Source organism: Tunturibacter psychrotolerans, assembly GCF_040359615.1.
Lineage (GTDB): Bacteria > Acidobacteriota > Terriglobia > Terriglobales > Acidobacteriaceae > Edaphobacter > Edaphobacter psychrotolerans.
This window is the reverse complement of the sequence record NZ_CP132942.1, coordinates 4457535-4473559: the sequence shown is the minus strand read 5'-3', so window position 1 is coordinate 4473559 and position 16025 is coordinate 4457535. Positions and strand designations below refer to the sequence as shown.

14 protein-coding genes are annotated in these 16025 nt (G+C 57.6%); 6 read left to right on the top strand and 8 right to left on the bottom strand.

Annotation, left to right across the window (positions count from 1 at the left end; all coding sequences use genetic code 11):
* Positions 1 to 175: 175 nt before the first annotated feature.
* Entirely contained in the window at positions 176 to 811 is a 636-nt protein-coding gene (locus tag RBB77_RS18895) for a TetR/AcrR family transcriptional regulator (protein WP_353063281.1), read from the bottom strand.
* 296 nt (positions 812 to 1107) lie between these two features.
* Between RBB77_RS18895 and RBB77_RS18890 the strand changes: the two genes are divergently transcribed.
* From RBB77_RS18890 to gnd, 3 genes are all read left to right on the top strand, one after another.
* Positions 1108 to 2691, top strand: a complete 1584-nt coding sequence (locus RBB77_RS18890; protein ID WP_353063280.1) for a flavin monoamine oxidase family protein — start codon at positions 1108 to 1110, stop codon at positions 2689 to 2691.
* Positions 2692 to 2714: 23 nt separating this feature from the next.
* Positions 2715 to 3206, top strand: a complete 492-nt coding sequence (locus RBB77_RS18885) for a RidA family protein (RefSeq protein ID WP_353063279.1) — start codon at positions 2715 to 2717, stop codon at positions 3204 to 3206.
* A gap of 232 nt (positions 3207 to 3438) precedes the next feature.
* Positions 3439 to 4899, top strand: coding sequence for a decarboxylating NADP(+)-dependent phosphogluconate dehydrogenase (gene gnd / locus RBB77_RS18880; RefSeq protein WP_353063278.1), 1461 nt, complete (start codon positions 3439 to 3441; stop codon positions 4897 to 4899).
* A 148-nt stretch (positions 4900 to 5047) separates the two neighbouring features.
* Here the strand turns inward: gnd and RBB77_RS18875 are convergent, their stop codons facing one another.
* Positions 5048 to 5323 (bottom strand): hypothetical protein, encoded by a 276-nt coding sequence (locus RBB77_RS18875; RefSeq protein WP_353063277.1) that lies wholly within the window; start codon positions 5321 to 5323, stop codon positions 5048 to 5050.
* 175 nt (positions 5324 to 5498) lie between these two features.
* Positions 5499 to 5672, bottom strand: coding sequence for a hypothetical protein (locus RBB77_RS18870; RefSeq protein WP_353063276.1), 174 nt, complete (start codon positions 5670 to 5672; stop codon positions 5499 to 5501).
* A gap of 160 nt (positions 5673 to 5832) precedes the next feature.
* Between RBB77_RS18870 and RBB77_RS18865 the strand changes: the two genes are divergently transcribed.
* Positions 5833 to 6213: a HesB/IscA family protein gene (locus tag RBB77_RS18865; RefSeq protein ID WP_353063275.1), complete on the top strand. Its 381-nt coding sequence runs from the start codon at positions 5833 to 5835 to the stop codon at positions 6211 to 6213.
* Between the two features lie 108 nt (positions 6214 to 6321).
* Here the strand turns inward: RBB77_RS18865 and RBB77_RS18860 are convergent, their stop codons facing one another.
* Entirely contained in the window at positions 6322 to 6882 is a 561-nt protein-coding gene (locus RBB77_RS18860) for a TetR/AcrR family transcriptional regulator (RefSeq protein ID WP_353063274.1), read from the bottom strand.
* Between the two features lie 174 nt (positions 6883 to 7056).
* Here RBB77_RS18860 and RBB77_RS18855 point away from each other — a divergent pair, with 174 nt between their 5' ends.
* On the top strand, positions 7057 to 7599 hold the full coding sequence (locus RBB77_RS18855) for a carboxymuconolactone decarboxylase family protein (RefSeq protein ID WP_353063273.1): 543 nt from the start codon (positions 7057 to 7059) through the stop codon (positions 7597 to 7599).
* Positions 7600 to 7712: 113 nt separating this feature from the next.
* On the opposite strand, the gene RBB77_RS18850 is transcribed toward RBB77_RS18855, so the two are convergent.
* From RBB77_RS18850 to RBB77_RS18840, 3 genes are all read right to left on the bottom strand, one after another.
* Positions 7713 to 8405: a hypothetical protein gene (locus RBB77_RS18850; protein ID WP_353063272.1), complete on the bottom strand. Its 693-nt coding sequence runs from the start codon at positions 8403 to 8405 to the stop codon at positions 7713 to 7715.
* A gap of 21 nt (positions 8406 to 8426) precedes the next feature.
* Positions 8427 to 9731, bottom strand: a complete 1305-nt coding sequence (locus RBB77_RS18845) for a PP2C family protein-serine/threonine phosphatase (protein WP_353063271.1) — start codon at positions 9729 to 9731, stop codon at positions 8427 to 8429.
* Between the two features lie 128 nt (positions 9732 to 9859).
* Positions 9860 to 11509 (bottom strand): DHA2 family efflux MFS transporter permease subunit, encoded by a 1650-nt coding sequence (locus tag RBB77_RS18840; RefSeq protein ID WP_353063269.1) that lies wholly within the window; start codon positions 11507 to 11509, stop codon positions 9860 to 9862.
* Positions 11510 to 11603: 94 nt separating this feature from the next.
* Between RBB77_RS18840 and RBB77_RS18835 the strand changes: the two genes are divergently transcribed.
* Positions 11604 to 12257: a TetR/AcrR family transcriptional regulator gene (locus RBB77_RS18835; protein WP_353063268.1), complete on the top strand. Its 654-nt coding sequence runs from the start codon at positions 11604 to 11606 to the stop codon at positions 12255 to 12257.
* A gap of 102 nt (positions 12258 to 12359) precedes the next feature.
* Here RBB77_RS18835 and RBB77_RS18830 read toward each other — a convergent pair whose 3' ends face one another.
* The gene (locus tag RBB77_RS18830) at positions 12360 to 15791 is read right to left on the bottom strand and encodes an FG-GAP-like repeat-containing protein (protein WP_353063267.1); all 3432 of its coding nucleotides are present in this window, start codon (positions 15789 to 15791) and stop codon (positions 12360 to 12362) included.
* Between the last annotated feature and the right edge of the window lie 234 nt (positions 15792 to 16025).

Sequence of the window (16025 nt, the reverse complement as noted above, 5' to 3'; positions counted from 1 at the left end):
TGGCTTAAATGAGGATACCCGGCCGTCTGCCGGGTCTCGGTGTTCTTCTATTCCAGTATAGCTGTCGGCGTCTAACTAATACGCCACGCGGATCTCTCTTATTTGCAGAGAGATGCGTGGTCTGAGGGCTTGACAGAATTCCGATGTCTTTGAAGCGGAACTGCGGTTGAGCAGACTATGCTTTTGTCGCGCGTGGAGTCCGAGGGGTGGTTCCCTTCTTGCCTCTTGGTGCGCGTGGGGTGCTGGTGCTTCGGATGACGTTAGTGACGGCGCGAAGAGTTTCATTGGCCAAGGTGTCGTCGTCCACAGCGCGAGCGATGACGATGGCGCCGACGAGGCTTGCGTGGAGTGCGATGGCTCGCTCGCGGCGGATGCTGGCGGAGTTGCCCTCAACGATTTCGGACAGGTAATCGATGAAGGGCTTGAGTTCCTCGGTTACGTTGTGGCGGACGGCGGTGCTTTGCCGGGCGATCTCTGAACCCAGAGCGGCCAGGGTGCAGCCTCGACCGGCATTGTCGCGATGTTTGGCGGAGAGGTAGGTGCCCGTGAGCGCACGGATGGGATCGCCACCGGTCTGCTCGATTGCTTTGATCCAGTTGTCGCGCATCTTTTGAACGGCGCGTCCGCAGGCCTGGGCGACGAGATCTTCTTTCGACTTGAAGTGGCCGTAGAAGCCGCCATGGGTGAGGCCTGCGCTCTTCATGAGATCGGCGACGCCGATGCCGTCGATTCCTCGCTCTCGAAAGAGTCTGGCGGCGACTTCAAGGATTCGCTCCCGATTCTCTGCGGCTTGGGCGCGGCTTACTCTCATCTGGTTCGTACCTCGGGGATCTAAGTTCGTATTTTATTTTATGACGATCGTCATGATTGTGATCTGTGGATAGAGGGAGCGATCCGTCTGCTGGTGAAATTTGCTGACTGGCGAGGAAGTTTTGCGATAGAGTAAACACATCTTTCAAAAAACCAGATTTTTCAGTTCCGTGCTTCAGGATATGCGGCTTCCGCAATGTCTTTGGCGGAGCTTCCATTCTTTTCCGTTGTATCGGAATGTTCGTTCTTTTGCAGACGTATTGGGATTTTAATTCGTCAGAAGAAAGAGGTGGAGTGATGGGAATTTCGCGGCGTGATTTTTTGATGCGAGTAGGGCAGGTGGGTGGCTATAGTGCCGCGTTTGCAACGATGCAGTCGCTGGGGCTGATGCCGATGAAGGGCGTGCAGGCCGAGGAGATTCAGGCGGCGGCGGGTGTGGGCAAGGGCGTGAAGGTGGTGGTGCTCGGCGGTGGGATCGGTGGCCTGGTTTCAGCCTATGAGCTGCGAAAGCTTGGGTATGACGTGACAGTGCTGGAGGCGCGCGAACGGCCGGGTGGACGCAACTGGACGGGCAGGGCCGGCGTGGAGGTTTGTTTCTGCGATGGGTCGAAGCAAGCGATTAAGTGGGAAGAGGGGAACTATCAAAACCTTGGACCGGCGCGGCTGCCGAGCATTCACCTGACGATGCTGGGGTATTGTAGGGAGCTCGGCGTTCCGCTGGAGGTGGAGATTAATACGTCGCGCTCCACGCTTCTGCAGAACGACCGGGCGAATGGCGGCAAGCCAGTGCTGCAGAGGAAGGCTATCAACGATACGCGCGGGCATGTGTCGGAGCTGCTATCGAAGTGTGTTGCACAGGGGGCGCTTGACTCGGAGTTGAGCAAAGAAGACCGCGAGCGGATGACGGCGTTTCTGAAGTACTACGGACCGCTCGACGACAAGGGCGCATATGTTGGATCCGACCGGGCGGGATATAAAACGACGCCTGGCGCAGGGGCACAGGAGGGAATACCGGAGGTGCCGCTGGATATGCGTGTGCTGTTGGATGAAGACTTCTGGTATGACCTGTTTATCGAAGAGAATTTTGACTGGCAGGCGACGATGATGCAGCCGGTGGGTGGAATGGACCGAATACCGTATGCGTTTGCGAAGTCGCTGGGGCCGATTGTTCAGTACAACTCGCCGGTGACGGAGATTCGAAAGACGTCGAACGGTGTTCGCGTGTCGTATACGCAGGGCGGAGCGACGAAACAGATAGAGGCTGCGTACTGCATTACGGCGCTGCCGTTTTCGATGCTGAAGAAGATACCGAATGACCTTTCGAAACCGTACAGAAAGGCAGTGGATGAGAGCACGATGGGCGGGGGGTACAAGATTGCGTGGGAGAGCAGACGGTTCTGGGAGCAGGACTACAACATCTATGGCGGGCTGTCGTATCTGATGGAGGGGCCGAGTCCGATCTGGTATCCGTCGTCGCGGCTGATGCACCCGACGGGAGTGGTGGTGTCGGGTTATTCGGATGAGCTGAATACGCCGTTTTACAACCTGACGCTGGAGGAGAAGTTTGCGGCATCGCGGGCATCGATCGAAAAGATTCATCCGGGGCATGGGAAAGATCTGATGAATCCTGTGTTTTGCGGATGGAGCCGCGTGCCGTGGAACGAAGGCTCGTGGATTAGCAGCTACGGCGGTGGAAAGAGCGGTTATGACGTGATCATCCAACCGGATGGGCCGATCTACTTTGCCGGAGATACGGCGAGCCACATTGTGGGATGGCAGGAGGGTGCGGCGTTGAGTGCGCGGCGCGCTGTAGGAATGATCTCGGACAAGGTGAAATCGGCGAAGCTTGCCGGGGTTGCTGCTGGTGCTGTGCTTAGCTAACTTTTTCTGCATAGGAGCGATGGATGAAGATTCGATGCGGTGTGATGGCGGCAGCGCTGTTGGCTGTTGCGTGTGGAGTGCAGGCGCAGGTCGTGGTGAAGCATCTTCAGCCGAATGAGAAGTTACCCATTGCGAATGGGGTTTGGGCTGGAGATACGCTTTATTTGAGTGGGCAGCTTGCTTCGCCGGTGACGCCTGCGGATGAGGCAAAGGGGACGGCGGCGGTTTATGGAGATACGAAGACGCAGGCCACGAGCGCGTTGAATAAGATCCAGGCGCTGCTAAAGGAGCAGGGTTTGGATATGAAGGATGTGGTGAAAATGACTGTGTTCCTGGGCGGCGATCCGGCGAACGGAAACAAGATGGACTTTCCTGGGCTGCAGGCGGCATATACGCAATTCTTCGGAACGAAGGATCAACCGAACAAGCCTGCGCGGAGTACCGTTCAAGTAGCGGCGCTGGCGGCTCCGTGGGCGTTGGTTGAGATAGAAGTGATCGCGGTGAGGGGGAAGTAGAGCTTCCTTCCCGCGCATTACTTTGTTACAGAGCCCTGGCGATTGCCGGGGCTTTCTGTTTTGAGAGTGGGTAGGATTTTTATGCCGCTCGTGCGGAGTTGCGGTTTGATGCGCCTATCGTGAGGTTGCTTGCGTGTGATAGAAAGGCACTCGTCACTGGGTCATCTGCGAGTTGGTTTGAGAGACGAGATGTTGTTTGCGCCGCACTTACAGCGTCGCTGAGGAGAGTGAGATGGCAGAAGCAACTTGCGATATCGGATTGATCGGGTTAGCGGTGATGGGCCAGAACCTTGTGCTCAACATGAATGACCATGGGTATACGGTTGCCGTGTTCAATCGCACGACCTCAAAGGTGGATGAGTTTTTGCGCGACGAGGCGAAGGGGACCAAGGTGGTGGGGACGCACTCGATGGAAGAACTGTGTGCTTCGCTGAAGCTGCCGCGCCGCGTGATGTTGATGGTGAAGGCGGGCGAGGTGGTCGATCAGACGATCGAGCAGGTGCTGCCGCATCTGGCGAAGGGCGATATTTTGATCGATGGTGGGAACTCGCTGTTTACCGATACGAACCGGCGGACGAAGGCGGTGGCGGAGAAGGGGATTTTGTTTGTCGGCACGGGAGTATCGGGTGGGGAAGAGGGCGCGAGGTTTGGGCCGTCGATTATGCCCGGGGGAAATCCTGCAGCGTGGCCGCATGTGAAGGAGATCTTTCAGGCGATTGCGGCGAAGGTGCAGGATGGAACTCCGTGCTGCGATTGGGTGGGTGAAGATGGCGCGGGGCACTACGTGAAGATGGTGCACAACGGGATTGAGTATGGCGATATTCAGCTGATCTGCGAGGCTTACCAGTTGTTGAAGGATGGCCTGGGGCTGTCGGCGGATGAGTTTCATGATGTGTTTGCGGAGTGGAATAAAGGCGAGCTCGATAGCTATTTGATTGAGATCTCGGCGGCGATCTTTGCGAAGAAAGATGATGACGGGAAGCCGATGGTCGACAAGATTCTGGATACGGCAGGGCAGAAGGGAACGGGGAAGTGGACCGCGATTTCAGCGCTTGATCTGGGGATGCCGGTCACGTTGATCGGGGAGAGCGTGTTTGCGCGGTGTCTGTCGGCGCTGAAGGAGGAGCGGGTTGCGGCTTCGAAGGTGCTGGAGGGGCCGAAGAAGGTGCTGACGATCTCGGAGAAGAAGGAGTTTATTGAAGATGTGCGGCGGGCGCTTTATTGCTCGAAGATGGTGAGCTACGCGCAGGGGTATATGTTGCTGCGTGCAGTGGAGAAGGAGCAGAAGTGGAATTTGAATATGGGCGGCATCGCGTTGATGTGGCGGGGCGGATGCATCATTCGCAGCGTGTTCCTTGGGGATATTAAGGCCGCGTTCGAGAAGGATCCGAAGCTGCAGAACCTGCTGATGGATAAGTTCTTCTCGAGTGTGTTGAACAAATATCAGTGGTCGTGGAGGAAGGCGATCATTCACGCGATCGAGATTGGCGTGCCGATGCCTGCGTTTTCGACCGCGCTGGCTTTTTATGACGGCTATCGGACGGAACGGCTGCCGGCGAACCTGCTGCAGGCTCAGAGGGATTTCTTTGGAGCGCACACGTACGAGCGTGTCGATAAGCCGCGAGGGGAGTTCTTCCATACCAACTGGACTGGACGGGGTGGGAAGGTTTCTTCTTCGACGTATAACGCTTAGGTTGTGCCGGATCGCAAAAGAGCCAGGGGGTGTGCCCCTGGCTCTTTGATTTGTGCGAATGAGTGTTTAGTTTTTCGCTGTGGAGTCGTTCCGACCGCGTGGGTGGTTGCCAAGGCTTTGGTTCGGCGGGTGCCGATGGCGGTCCGGATTACCTCAGATGCTGCCAGGCGTCCCAGGTAAATATGCCGATGATTCCCGCGGTCATGATGGCAGCGGCAACACCAAAGACACGGACGAACGGCGCAATTTTGGTGACTTTGCGGACGATCTCGGTCTGCATTTGTTGCGAGTGAGCCGGGACGCCGTCACTGAGGAAGAGTTGGTCTTCTTCGTAGCGGGTCAGTTGTCCCTTGTAGGCGAGAAGCGCGAGGAAACAGGCTGAAAACACCGCCCAGACTATTAGGAGAACAGGTAAAGCGCTCATAGCGGTTCCTCCGCCCTAAAAACAGGGCCGACGTACTGATTTAGACGGTCCAGGGGCCGATTCGTGCGACGTTTAGTCTTTCGTAGAAGGGCCGTCCGCCGCAATCATACGCTTTGGGGATGTCGGTTCGACAGGGTTTTTCGAGGGGGAGCTAAGTTGTAACGGGGCTGGAATGTTAGTGATGAGAGGCCCAGCGAAGGGCCAGAACAGCTATCGTCACGACCGTAGCGAGGACGGCAGACAACATGATGAAGATGAACCAGGCAGCGCGGATAGCCGCCTTTGGCGAGGGCTGGGTGATGCCCATGGTGTTGATAAAGGCGTTCGAGATGAAAAGGAGAAGCTTCACGTTGATTTGATGGGACCCAAGTGCAATGGTAGCAGGATATTGTCGGCACCTGGCTGAATCGAAGGAGGGTGTGGCTGCATCGTATTAGAATGAGGGCTTGCCGGGGTGGTGGCAGGCGCATACACTTAAAGATGTCTGAATGAGACAAGGAGATTTGCCGATGGCTACTGCAACCGTAACCCCTGAAGTCGTTGTTGGAGCACCTGCTTCGACTACGCCTGTAACGCTGACCCCGGCCGCGATTAATAAGGTTCGGGAGATTATGGCGACCCAGACTCCGGTTCCTGCTGGACTCCGGATCGGTGTGGTTGGTGGTGGATGTTCGGGTTTCCAGTACTCCATGTCGTTCGAAAATCAGAGCGGAATGATGGACAAGGTCTATAAGTTTGAGGATCTAAAGGTGTTTGTGGACGCGACTTCGGCGATGTACCTGAGCAACTGCACGGTGGATTACGTGGAGACGCTCGAGGCCGCTGGGTTCAAGTTCGAAAATGCGGCAGTGAAGAGCACCTGCGGTTGCGGATCGAGCTTCAGCGTTTAGTTTCTTGAGAGTTTGTTGAACAAAGAAGCTCCGGCAATGGCCGGGGCTTTTTTTGTTGTTTGGGCTACTGGCTGGCGGCTGGGGCGCAGCGCCTCGTGAGTGGTCGAGTTAGTGGCGAATAAGGAGTGCGGGTAACTCGTCGAGAACTCTGTGGAAGGCTTTGGTGTCGTCGAGGACGCGGCCAAGGATGAGGGAGCCTTCGATCTGGATGATGGCCTGCTCGGCTCGTTTACGTGCCTCGGAGGCGGGCAGGCCGCTCTCTTTGGCGAGCTCGGTGAAGGCTTTGAGCCAGCCCTGGAGCGCTCCCTTGAGGGCTGCGGTGAGCTCTGTGGTTCCACCGGCGAGAGAGAGCACTTCAAAGGCGCACGGCAGGGTGCCGTCTGCATAGCAGATTCGTAGCTGCTCTGCGACGGCACGGAGTTTTTTGCGGGGATCTCCGGGATTTTTGAGGGGCTCGAAGACGTTCTGCTGCAACCATGCGCAGGTTCCCTCTGCGACTGCCAGAGCGATCTGTTCTTTGCCTCCGGGGAAACGGTGGTAGAGGCTTGCTTTTTCGAGTCCTGTCGCCTGGGACAGGCGGCTGAGGCTTGTACCTTCAAAGCCGTAGGTGCGAAATACCTTTGCGGACCGGTTGAGCAGCTCCGAATCGCTTACGGTTGAGTGTGCCATATGAGTTCTCCCTGGTACCAACTCTATTGGAGTATCCCGAACGTTCGGTCGCTTCTTTTTATTGAATAGGACTATTTTATAAATCCTCGAAACTTTACCGAACGTTCGGTATCAAACGTAGTGAGCCAGGATTTGAGGCTTGCAGCTTATTTTCAACCAATGAGGAGAAATTTCATGTCACGTCTTTCCGCTATTGACCCCAACGTTGCAACCGGCAAGGCCAAGGATCTGCTTACCGCTGTCCATGGCGCGCTCGGGATCGTCCCAAATATGACCAAGGTGATGGCCAACTCGCCTGCTGTGCTCGAAGGGTATCTTGGGCTGAGCGGTGCGCTCGGCAAAGGTTTGCTTGATGCCAAGACACGGGAGCAGCTGGCTCTTGTGACGTCGCAGGAGAATGAGTGCGACTACTGCCTGTCCGCACATACGGCTATTGGCAAGATGGTTGGCCTGACGCCGGATCAGATTGTGGAGGCCCGCAAGGGGCATGGCAAAGATGCCCGCACGACTGCGGCGTTGACGTTTTCGCGTAGGGTTCTTGAGACTCGCGGTCAGATCAGCGATGCCGATCTGGCGGCGGTGCGTGAGGCTGGCTACAGCGATGGGGAGATGGCGGAGATTATCGCGCATGTCGCGCTCAACGTGTTGACGAACTACTTCAACAACGCTGCGCAGGTCGATATCGACTTTCCGAAGGTCTTTGCGAAGGCAAGCTAAGTTGCCAAGCTCGCCAGCTGCAGGTCTACAGTTGCCCCGGAGCCCATATCGGAGAGTCAGCGTTTAGTCTTTTGAGTTGGGTTAGGAAAAGCCCCGCGATTGCGCGGGGCTTTTTACATGGAAGGGTTTACAGGTTTGTAGGTGGCGATGAGCCGAGAGACTAAAACGCCTAAATATAGAATGCCCAAAACAGATTGAACGATCGATAAAGACCGTGCTTGATCGCTGACGGCGGAGATCCCCGCGGCTCCCAACGACGTCATTGTGAGGAAGCTGTAGTAGGTGAGGTCGGGTTGCAAGGGGAGCGTGTGGTGGTTGAGCGCCGGATCGAGGAAGAAAGCGTCGTGCTGAAACGCGACCAGAATGGAATAGATCCTGGAGAATGCGAAGCCTGCTAAAAGGTAGATCGATACGGCGCCGTAGATGGCATCTGAGGTGGTTTCGTCCTTCTGGAAGACCCTTTTGAAAACGACGATGATGATGAAGATATCGAAGGCGACGCTCATGCCGGAGCGCACAAGTTGTAATTTGCTCATCGTGATCTCACGCAGGATGAAGGGGTCAAGCAGAAGAGGCGCTGCAAAGACCAGCGCAATAATCCATGTCGCGCGGCGGAAGCTCACGGCGTAAACACTGGATAACGCGATCAGCACGTTTAATAGCCGGAACCATAGCGCGATTGTGGCGCCAGAGCCCGCGTAAGGGTAGACAAGTAACTCGATGAGCAGAAAGGCGAAGAGAAAGACAAATTTCCCGCTTGCTTTGGGAGGCTCTATCCGGTTCTCTTGATCGATCTCTTCGGCCATCAATCCGTCCTCAGGAGTGATCTATCTCTGAGCCGCAACTCGCTTGGCGATGATCAGGGTGATGTCATCGAACTGGTCGGGTGCGCTGAAGTGCAAGACCTTTTGGACGATTGTATTGGCTAACTCCGCGGAGGGCAGTCCCCTGTGGCTTCGCAGTTCTTCTATGAGTCGAACTTCGCCGAACTCTTCGTCTGAACTGTCGGAGGACTCTGTGACGCCGTCAGTGTAGAGCGCGAGGAGATCGCCTTCGTCGAGCCGGCTCTCTGAGACGCAACACTTCCAGTCTTCGAAGAGTCCGACGACGGTGCAGGTGGGTTCGAGCCGCTCGAGTGTGCCGTTGCGGCGCAGTATCAGGCCGGAGAGGTGTCCGCAGTTCGCGTAGCGCACGCGTTCGAGGCGGTGGTCGTACTCGGCGAAGAAGAGAGTTGCGTAGGAGCTTGTGGCTGTATTTTGAAACAGCAGGCGATTGACGGAACCGAGGAACTCTTCGAGATGGTCCATGGCGCTGACACATTGGCTGCGCAGGTTTGCCTGCAGATTCGCCATGAGCAGCGCGGCTGCCATGCCTTTTCCGGCGATGTCGCCGATAACCAGGGCGACGCGGTCGGGGCCGAGGTCGAGAAAGTCGTAGTAGTCGCCGCCTACGGAGCGGGCCTGAACGCAGACTCCCGCGTAATCGAGGGCGGAGATGGCGGGCAGACGCTGGGGGAATAGGCGTGCCTGCACCTGCTTCGCGATCTCCAGCTCTTGGGCCGCGCGTTGTTCGATCTCCATCTGCTCGGCGAGTGCCTGGCGTCGCGCGTCGATCTGGCGGGTGACGTCGTCGAAGCCTGCGAGCGCGAAGGCGTTGCCGTCAACATCTTCGAACCGGCAGAAGGTTCCGCCCCACGAGGGGCTTTGTGGCGGGATGGGGAAGTGTACTCCGCGTTCGGACCACTCGCGGTATTTTCCTTCGACGTCTTCGGTTAGAAAGGTGACGAGTCCTGAGTTGCCGATGAAGCGTTCTTCGTTCCAATCGGTTCTGGGAATCACCAACGCGAGGACTGCGGTGCCGTCGGGAGGAGCGACCTCGACCCAGCGATTGCCGGATGCAAACGTGACGTCGGCGATGAGGGTGAAGCCGAGCTGATCGACAAAGAAGCGTATGCTGCGCTCCTGGTCCCGGACGTAGACGTTGGCAAAGTGAAGGCGAAGGTAGGGACCTGTGCCATCCAACCTGACACCGGAGCGATTGCTGATGGCAGCGAAGTCGGCCTCTTGCGCGGCGGACACGATCTTGTCTGACATCCAGCCGCTTTCGGGCAGTGGGTTCTTCGGCTCCGGCACGGCACCCTCCTGTTCCCCAACATGCTACAGCGACATTGGGTCGAGGAACGAACCTGTCTTAGAGATGTTCGCGACGAGATGTCCGCGACAGGTTCGTTCGATTGGGAGAGACGTGTCATGCGGTTGCGTTAGTGAGCGCCTTCGGATTTGCCGCTGGGTTTGAAGGCCTTGGTGAGCAGGACGAGCGGGGCTGCGATGATGGTGATGACGCCGATGATGTGGAAGCAGTCCATGAAGGCGAGGAGCTGGGTCTGGGCGTGGAGCTGGTCGTAGACGCGCCCGTACGCTGCGGTGACGGCGTCAGCTGGGGAGAAGCCGTGGGCTTGCAGGTAGGCGGCGGTCTGGTGGATGTTTTCCTGCAGGCTGCTGTTGGAGGGAGCGAGGGTTGAGCCGACGCGCTCCTGGTGGAAGTTTTGCCGGCGCTCGGACATGGTCGTGATGAAGGCGATGCCGAAGCTGCCGCCCCAGTTGCGGAAGAAGTTGGTGAGCGATGAGGCTTTATTATTTTGTGCCGGGCTGAGCTGCGAGTAGGCGATGACCGAGAGAGGCACGAAGAAGAAGCCGTAGCCGAGGCCTTGCAGGGCGCGGGCGAGAGCGTAGTGCTTGTAGTCGGTGTCGAGGTTGAAGTGGCTGTAGTGAAGGAAGGACATGCCGACGATCATCACCGCGCCGAACAGCAAGATGCGGGGTTTGACGATGCCTCGTTGCACTAGCTGTGCGCCTACTGGTGCCAGGAAGGTGATGACTAGAGCCCCAGGCCCAAGGACCAGGCCCGCGTCGATCGCGCGGTATCCGTAGAGGGACTGGAGGAGCTGCGGAATCATCGTGGTGGAGGCGAAGAGGCCGAAGCCGAAGACAAAGTAGAAGAAGTTGGCGAACGCGAAGTTGCGTATCTTGAGCAGGCGGAAATCGATGATGGGGTCGGGAGTGTGGAGCTCCCAGAAGACGGCCGCGGTGAGGCACCCAACGCCAATAACGAACATCCAGATGATGAAGGGGGAGCCGAACCAGTCGTCGATCTGGCCGCGGTCGAGGAGGACTTCGAGAGCTGCCGAGCCCAGGCCGACGAGCGCGATGCCGATGCCGTCGACGCGGAGCTTGCCGTTGACGCGGACGGTCTTGCGCTCTTCGGCGTAAGACTCCGGATCCTGGACGAAGCGGTTGGTGAGGAAGAGGGAGAGCAGGCCGACAGGGATGTTGATGAAGAAGACCCAGCGCCAGTTGTAGTTATCGGTGATCCAGCCGCCGAGGACGGGTCCGATGGCGGGGGCGGTGACGATGGCCACCGTGTAGAGGGCGAAGGCGGAGGCGCGTTTGGCGGGAGGGAAGGCGTCTACGAGGATGGCTTGCTCGACCGGGGCGAGACCACCACCGCCGATGCCCTGAAGGACGCGAGAGAGCAGCATAATTCCCAGGGTGGGGGCGATGCCGCAGAAGAAGGATGTGATGGTGAAGAGCGCCACGCAGGCCATGTAGTAGGTCTTGCGGCCGAAGACGCGCGAAAGCCAGGCCGACATGGGCAGAACGACGGCGTTCGCGACGAGGTAAGTGGTGAGGATCCAGGTGACTTCGTCGTAGGAGCGGCCGAGGCCGCCGGCGATGTAAGGCAGGGAGACGTTGGCGATGGAGGTGTCGAGCAGCTCCATGAAGGTGGCGATGGTGACGGTAAGGGCGATGACCCACGGGTTGATAACGGGGCGGCTTCGGGGGGCGGAACTGGTTACCTTGGGCTTTGTCGGGGCGGCTAGCTCTGGTTCAATGAGGGTGGCGGTGGCCATATTTTCTCGTTCTCCTCCTGAAGCGCCGGCACGGTCTCTCAAAAAGAGACTGAACGGTTTCTTTAAGCATCTGATTCAGTAGAAGAGCCGCACGATGCGTTTTCTTGCTGCTGTAGGATTTTTGAGCAGGTATCGCGGCGAGGGAAGAGATATGGGAAAAGGTGAGTTGACGCGGCAGAGAATCATCGAGGAGGCGGCCCCGATCTTCAATCAGCGGGGGTTTGCCGGTTGCTCGATGCAGGATGTGCTGGATGCGACGGGGTTGGAGAAGGGTGGGGTGTATCGGCACTTTGCCAGCAAAGAGGAGCTTGCTGCCGAAGCGTTTCAGTACGCGTGGACGCGGGTGGCGAAGGCTCGGCGAGAGGGGCAGGACGCAATTCCCGGTGCGGTGGAGAAGCTGAAGTATTCCGTGAGACGGTTTGCGGAGACTCCGGGGGTATTTCCTGGAGGGTGCCCATTGATGAATACGGCGATCGATGCGGATGACGGAAATCCGGTGCTGCGAAGTTTGGTGTGTGTCGCGATGAAGGAGTGGAAGGCGCGGCTTGGGAGCATCGTCGAGGACGGGATCGCAAACGGGGAGATTCGGGGTGAGGTTCAGCCGCGGCGGGTTGCAAACATGATCATCGCGACGCTGGAGGGAGCGTTGATGATCAGCCGTCTGGAAGGGAACCGGACGGCAGTACAAGACGCGAGGGAGGGACTGGAGATCATGCTGGACAGGATTGTGATTTCACCTTCGGCCTGACACGTGAGCTTGTGGATATAACGCAAAGAAAATCCCCGGATGTTCTCGGGGTTTTTCTTGTTCGTTGGTCTCTCTAACCGAAGACGATTTTATCGCCGACGATCATTGCACGGTGACTTGAAAGTTGATGGCGTGCGAGAGGTTTCCGGAGGAGTCTGCCCCGGTCAGGGTTATGGTTTGGGGTCCGGCCGGAGTGCCTGGATTTGTCGGAGGGTTGTTGTTTGAGGGGGAAGAAGAGCTGCAGCCCGAGAACGAGAGCAGACCGGCAGCCAAGAGTAGTGTGAACAGGGTTGCGCGCGCGAGGCGGCGGTTTAGTCCGCGAAGTTTGCGGGGGGACAGGGTTAGCAGGATGAAGCTCGCCCATGCGATTCCCTGCAATGAGAGCGATCGATCGCGCAGGCGGGCCGTCGAAGGGGCGGTGGTTGTGATGGTCAGAACGCTGGTGGCAGCGCCGCTGGTTGGGGTTACGGAGGCCGGGGCGAAGGTGCAGGTTGCTCCGCTGGGGAGTGTGCCGCAGGAGAACTTCACGGTGCCGCCGTAGCCGCCAACTGGGGTCACTGTGAGTGTAGTGGTCGCCGACTGTCCAGGTGAAATGGTCGCCGAGGATGGGGATGCGGTGATGGAGTAGTCGGGCGTTGCGATTGCGACGGTGACGGTGGCAGAGGTGCTGCTCGAGTTGTCGACGTCACCTGCGTAGCTCGCCGTAACTGCGTAGCTGCCTGCGGTAGTGAAGGTGAAAGGCAGGGTAGCGACGCCGTTGGTAATGGAAGCAGTGCCGAGCGTGGCCGTTGCGGAGGCAAAGGTGACCGTTCCGGTCGGGTTGAGTCCCGAGACGGTTGCGGTGAAAGTGAGATGCTGATTGGTTCCGGCGCTGTTGGTCGACACAGAGAGAGTCGTTGTGGAGGTGACGAGAGCGACAGGAATGGAGATTGCATTGGAAGAGCTTGCCGCATTGTTGGCATCGCCAGCATAGTTGACTACGACTGGATAGGTGCCGATTGCAGCGAATGAAGTTGTGATGGCTGCTGTGCCGTTGGTGATAGAAGCGGTTCCCAGGTTGGTGGTTCCGGTGACGAAGGTGACGCTCCCGGTGGGTATGGCGCCCGTGACCGTTGCGGTCAGGGTGAGTTGCTGACCTGGCGCTACGCTACTTGCGGAGGCTGTAAGCACAGTCTTCGAGGGCAGCGGAGCGGGGGGTATTGAAGCTGGATTCAGCAGGTTGAGAAACGGAGTAACTGCCCCCGTTGAAAGCCCGGAGGCGTAGCTTGCTGAAGATACGGAGACGTAGTCCAATTTATTGTCGTTCGGGAGCGGTGCCTGATTGTTCAGGCGTGCAAGTGTCGCAGTCGCTGAAAAGCCAGCGGATGGATAGTATGTGTTGGGATCGGCAACAAAGTTACCTTTACCGTCTCCGAAAAAGACTAGAGGTTGGGAAGTACTCTCATCCCTTGTCAATACCTGCAAGAGTATATCCGGATTTCCGTCTCCGTTGATGTCGCCGATGGACGCACCAATTGGGCCTGCATACAAGGCCATGGAATTGGATCCGATAAAATAGGGTGAGGTCTGGAAAGTTCCGTCGCCGTTGCCGAGATATACGCCGTTTTCGATCAACAGATCGGGCTTTCCATCGCCATTCAAGTCAGTGACCGCGAGGAGCGTTCCGGGGATGCCTAGAGGCTGTTGTTGGAAGGTTCCATCGCCATTTCCAAGGCTAACAGTGTTTTGCCCAACGAAATCCAATTTGCCGTCGTTGTTCAGGTCCGCTGCGAAACCAAGATTTGCGGGAAGGTTACTGGTGTTTGCCGGTGTTGGAATCGACACGGAAGCGGCAAAGGTTCCATCTCCCTTCCCTGCAAAAAAGAGCGTACCGCTTGGAGTGGACTGACGAAGCGTTCCGCCATAAGGAACGATCAGGTCGAGCTTGCCGTCGCCATTGAAGTCGCCAACCAACGGTGTGCCTGCCCCGAAAACACTCAGAAGAACCGGGGCTGAACCTGGCTTGAAGGTTCCATCGCCGTTTCCGGCATAAAAAAACATCTGCGCGTTCTCTACAATTGTTTGATTACCCTCGTCTGCAGCACCGGGCAGGATGACGATTGCGTCTGGCTTGCCGTCACCGTTGAAGTCTCCCGAGACGATGACCGGGCTCGAAAATGAAACCTGGGGCTGGGTGCCCCCGGTGTTATGCGTTGTTGTTGTGAAACTTCCGTTTCCGCGACCGAGGGACGCTATCAGATTTCCGCCGAAGTCCACCGCGAGTATGTCAGTCAGACCGTCTCCATTGAGATCGACGAAGACTGGAGCACCTGGAACTCCTGGCCCGTAAGGAGGGATGGTCGTCAGGGGAGCCTGAAAGGTGCCGTCCCCGTTTCCGGGCATAAGGAGGTTCTGGCTCGAATTATGTTGGTAGAAAACAAGATTCGTGTTCCCGTTGGCGGCCGTTTGGGTTGAGACAGTCGCGGTCGCGACGGTTCCGACGACACTGGGCGCACTGACCCCGTATGCCGGACCGGAAGTGAATTTCCCCGTGCCGTCGCCCAACAGGATGAGCGTGTCACTGCCGACTAAGGCAAGGTTGACGATGCTGCTACTAGCAGTGTTCTTGAAAGGCAACAGGAGAGAGAAGTTTTCTGAACCTGGTATAGGTTGGCTGGGGGTAGTAGTGAAGCTTCCATTGGATGCACCCAGCAGGATTTGCATTGACGCCGGTGCCGGAAGAGAAGTGTAAGGCTGGGAGAGATACGCGATGTCGGTCAGACCGTCATTGTTCAGGTCTGCTGCGACATAGGGTGTTGCCGCTGCAGTTTGTATGGGTGTCTGGAGTGTTCCGTCGCCGTTTCCTAACAAGACTTGAGCGGGCGAACCTATGATGATGTCCTGTTTGCTGTCGCCGTTGAAGTCGCCGATCCCGATTGGCGAGGAGCCATTGGTAACGGTGAAGCTTTTGGGTGAAGCGAGGGTGCCTGGAGTGCTGGCGCCCTTATTGAGCAGAACGACCACGGTGTAGGTTTGGCTTGGCGGGATGGACGTACTGGCTCCGGCGCCGACAGCGACGTCGAGATATCCGTCTCCGTTGAGATCAACCAGCGGAGCGATCGTGGTTACACCGGGCGCAGCCTGGTATGAGGGTGTCTGAAAAGTGCCGTCTCCATTGCCGAAAAGCACTGCGACGAAGCCCTCCTGGCAGGTCAGCACGACATCCAGTTTGGTGTCTTTGTTCATGTCGCCTACCACAAGGTTCTGTGGTGTGCAGGTCAGGCCGCCGGTGACGACTGAGGTGGGAGGGTTGGTCGCACCCTGATTGAGGAGCACGGTGATTGCGGTCGCAGAGGATATGTAGACCTGGTCCGGAAGCCCGTCGCCGTTGAAGTCTCCCGTCACTTCGCCGGCGAATGCTGGCGACAAGCTAGGTACTGGGTAGATTGGGGTTTGAGTCTGTGCCAAAGCGGTGAGTGAAAGGAGTGTCGCGAAGAGGAGAGCGAGGAGAGATCGGGCTCCGGGGGGGATCTTGAACCAAGGGGTCGCAGTCATTGCGGCATGTCCTTCAAAGTTGCTCAGCGAGAATGGTTGAGGTTGTAGTGGCCGTATCCCATGCGGCAGCGTGACTCTCCTTCAAGGTTTCGTCGGAGGGCCGTACGGACTGCCACGCAGATGATACAGGATTGCGGTTTTGGAGTCCTGTATAGATTTGTGACTCGTTTGGGGGATGGTTCCCGGGCAGATGCGAGTTGCGCCCGAGGGCGGTTTTGTTATTGGAACGTCTAA

Excerpts from the sequence above, each read along its gene's own strand:
- RBB77_RS18835 (WP_353063268.1), top strand. The coding sequence starts at position 11,604 with ATGCGTTTTCTTGCTGCTGTAGGATTTTTGAGCAGGTATCGCGGCGAG.
- RBB77_RS18885 (WP_353063279.1), top strand. The coding sequence starts at position 2,715 with ATGAAGATTCGATGCGGTGTGATGGCGGCAGCGCTGTTGGCTGTTGCG.
- RBB77_RS18890 (WP_353063280.1), top strand. The coding sequence starts at position 1,108 with ATGGGAATTTCGCGGCGTGATTTTTTGATGCGAGTAGGGCAGGTGGGT.
- RBB77_RS18895 (WP_353063281.1), bottom strand. The coding sequence starts at position 811 with ATGAGAGTAAGCCGCGCCCAAGCCGCAGAGAATCGGGAGCGAATCCTT.
- RBB77_RS18850 (WP_353063272.1), bottom strand. The coding sequence starts at position 8,405 with ATGGCCGAAGAGATCGATCAAGAGAACCGGATAGAGCCTCCCAAAGCA.
- RBB77_RS18840 (WP_353063269.1), bottom strand. The coding sequence starts at position 11,509 with ATGGCCACCGCCACCCTCATTGAACCAGAGCTAGCCGCCCCGACAAAG.
- RBB77_RS18860 (WP_353063274.1), bottom strand. The coding sequence starts at position 6,882 with ATGGCACACTCAACCGTAAGCGATTCGGAGCTGCTCAACCGGTCCGCA.
- RBB77_RS18875 (WP_353063277.1), bottom strand. The coding sequence starts at position 5,323 with ATGAGCGCTTTACCTGTTCTCCTAATAGTCTGGGCGGTGTTTTCAGCC.
- RBB77_RS18855 (WP_353063273.1), top strand. The coding sequence starts at position 7,057 with ATGTCACGTCTTTCCGCTATTGACCCCAACGTTGCAACCGGCAAGGCC.
- RBB77_RS18865 (WP_353063275.1), top strand. The coding sequence starts at position 5,833 with ATGGCTACTGCAACCGTAACCCCTGAAGTCGTTGTTGGAGCACCTGCT.
- gnd (WP_353063278.1), top strand. The coding sequence starts at position 3,439 with ATGGCAGAAGCAACTTGCGATATCGGATTGATCGGGTTAGCGGTGATG.
- RBB77_RS18830 (WP_353063267.1), bottom strand. The coding sequence starts at position 15,791 with ATGACTGCGACCCCTTGGTTCAAGATCCCCCCCGGAGCCCGATCTCTC.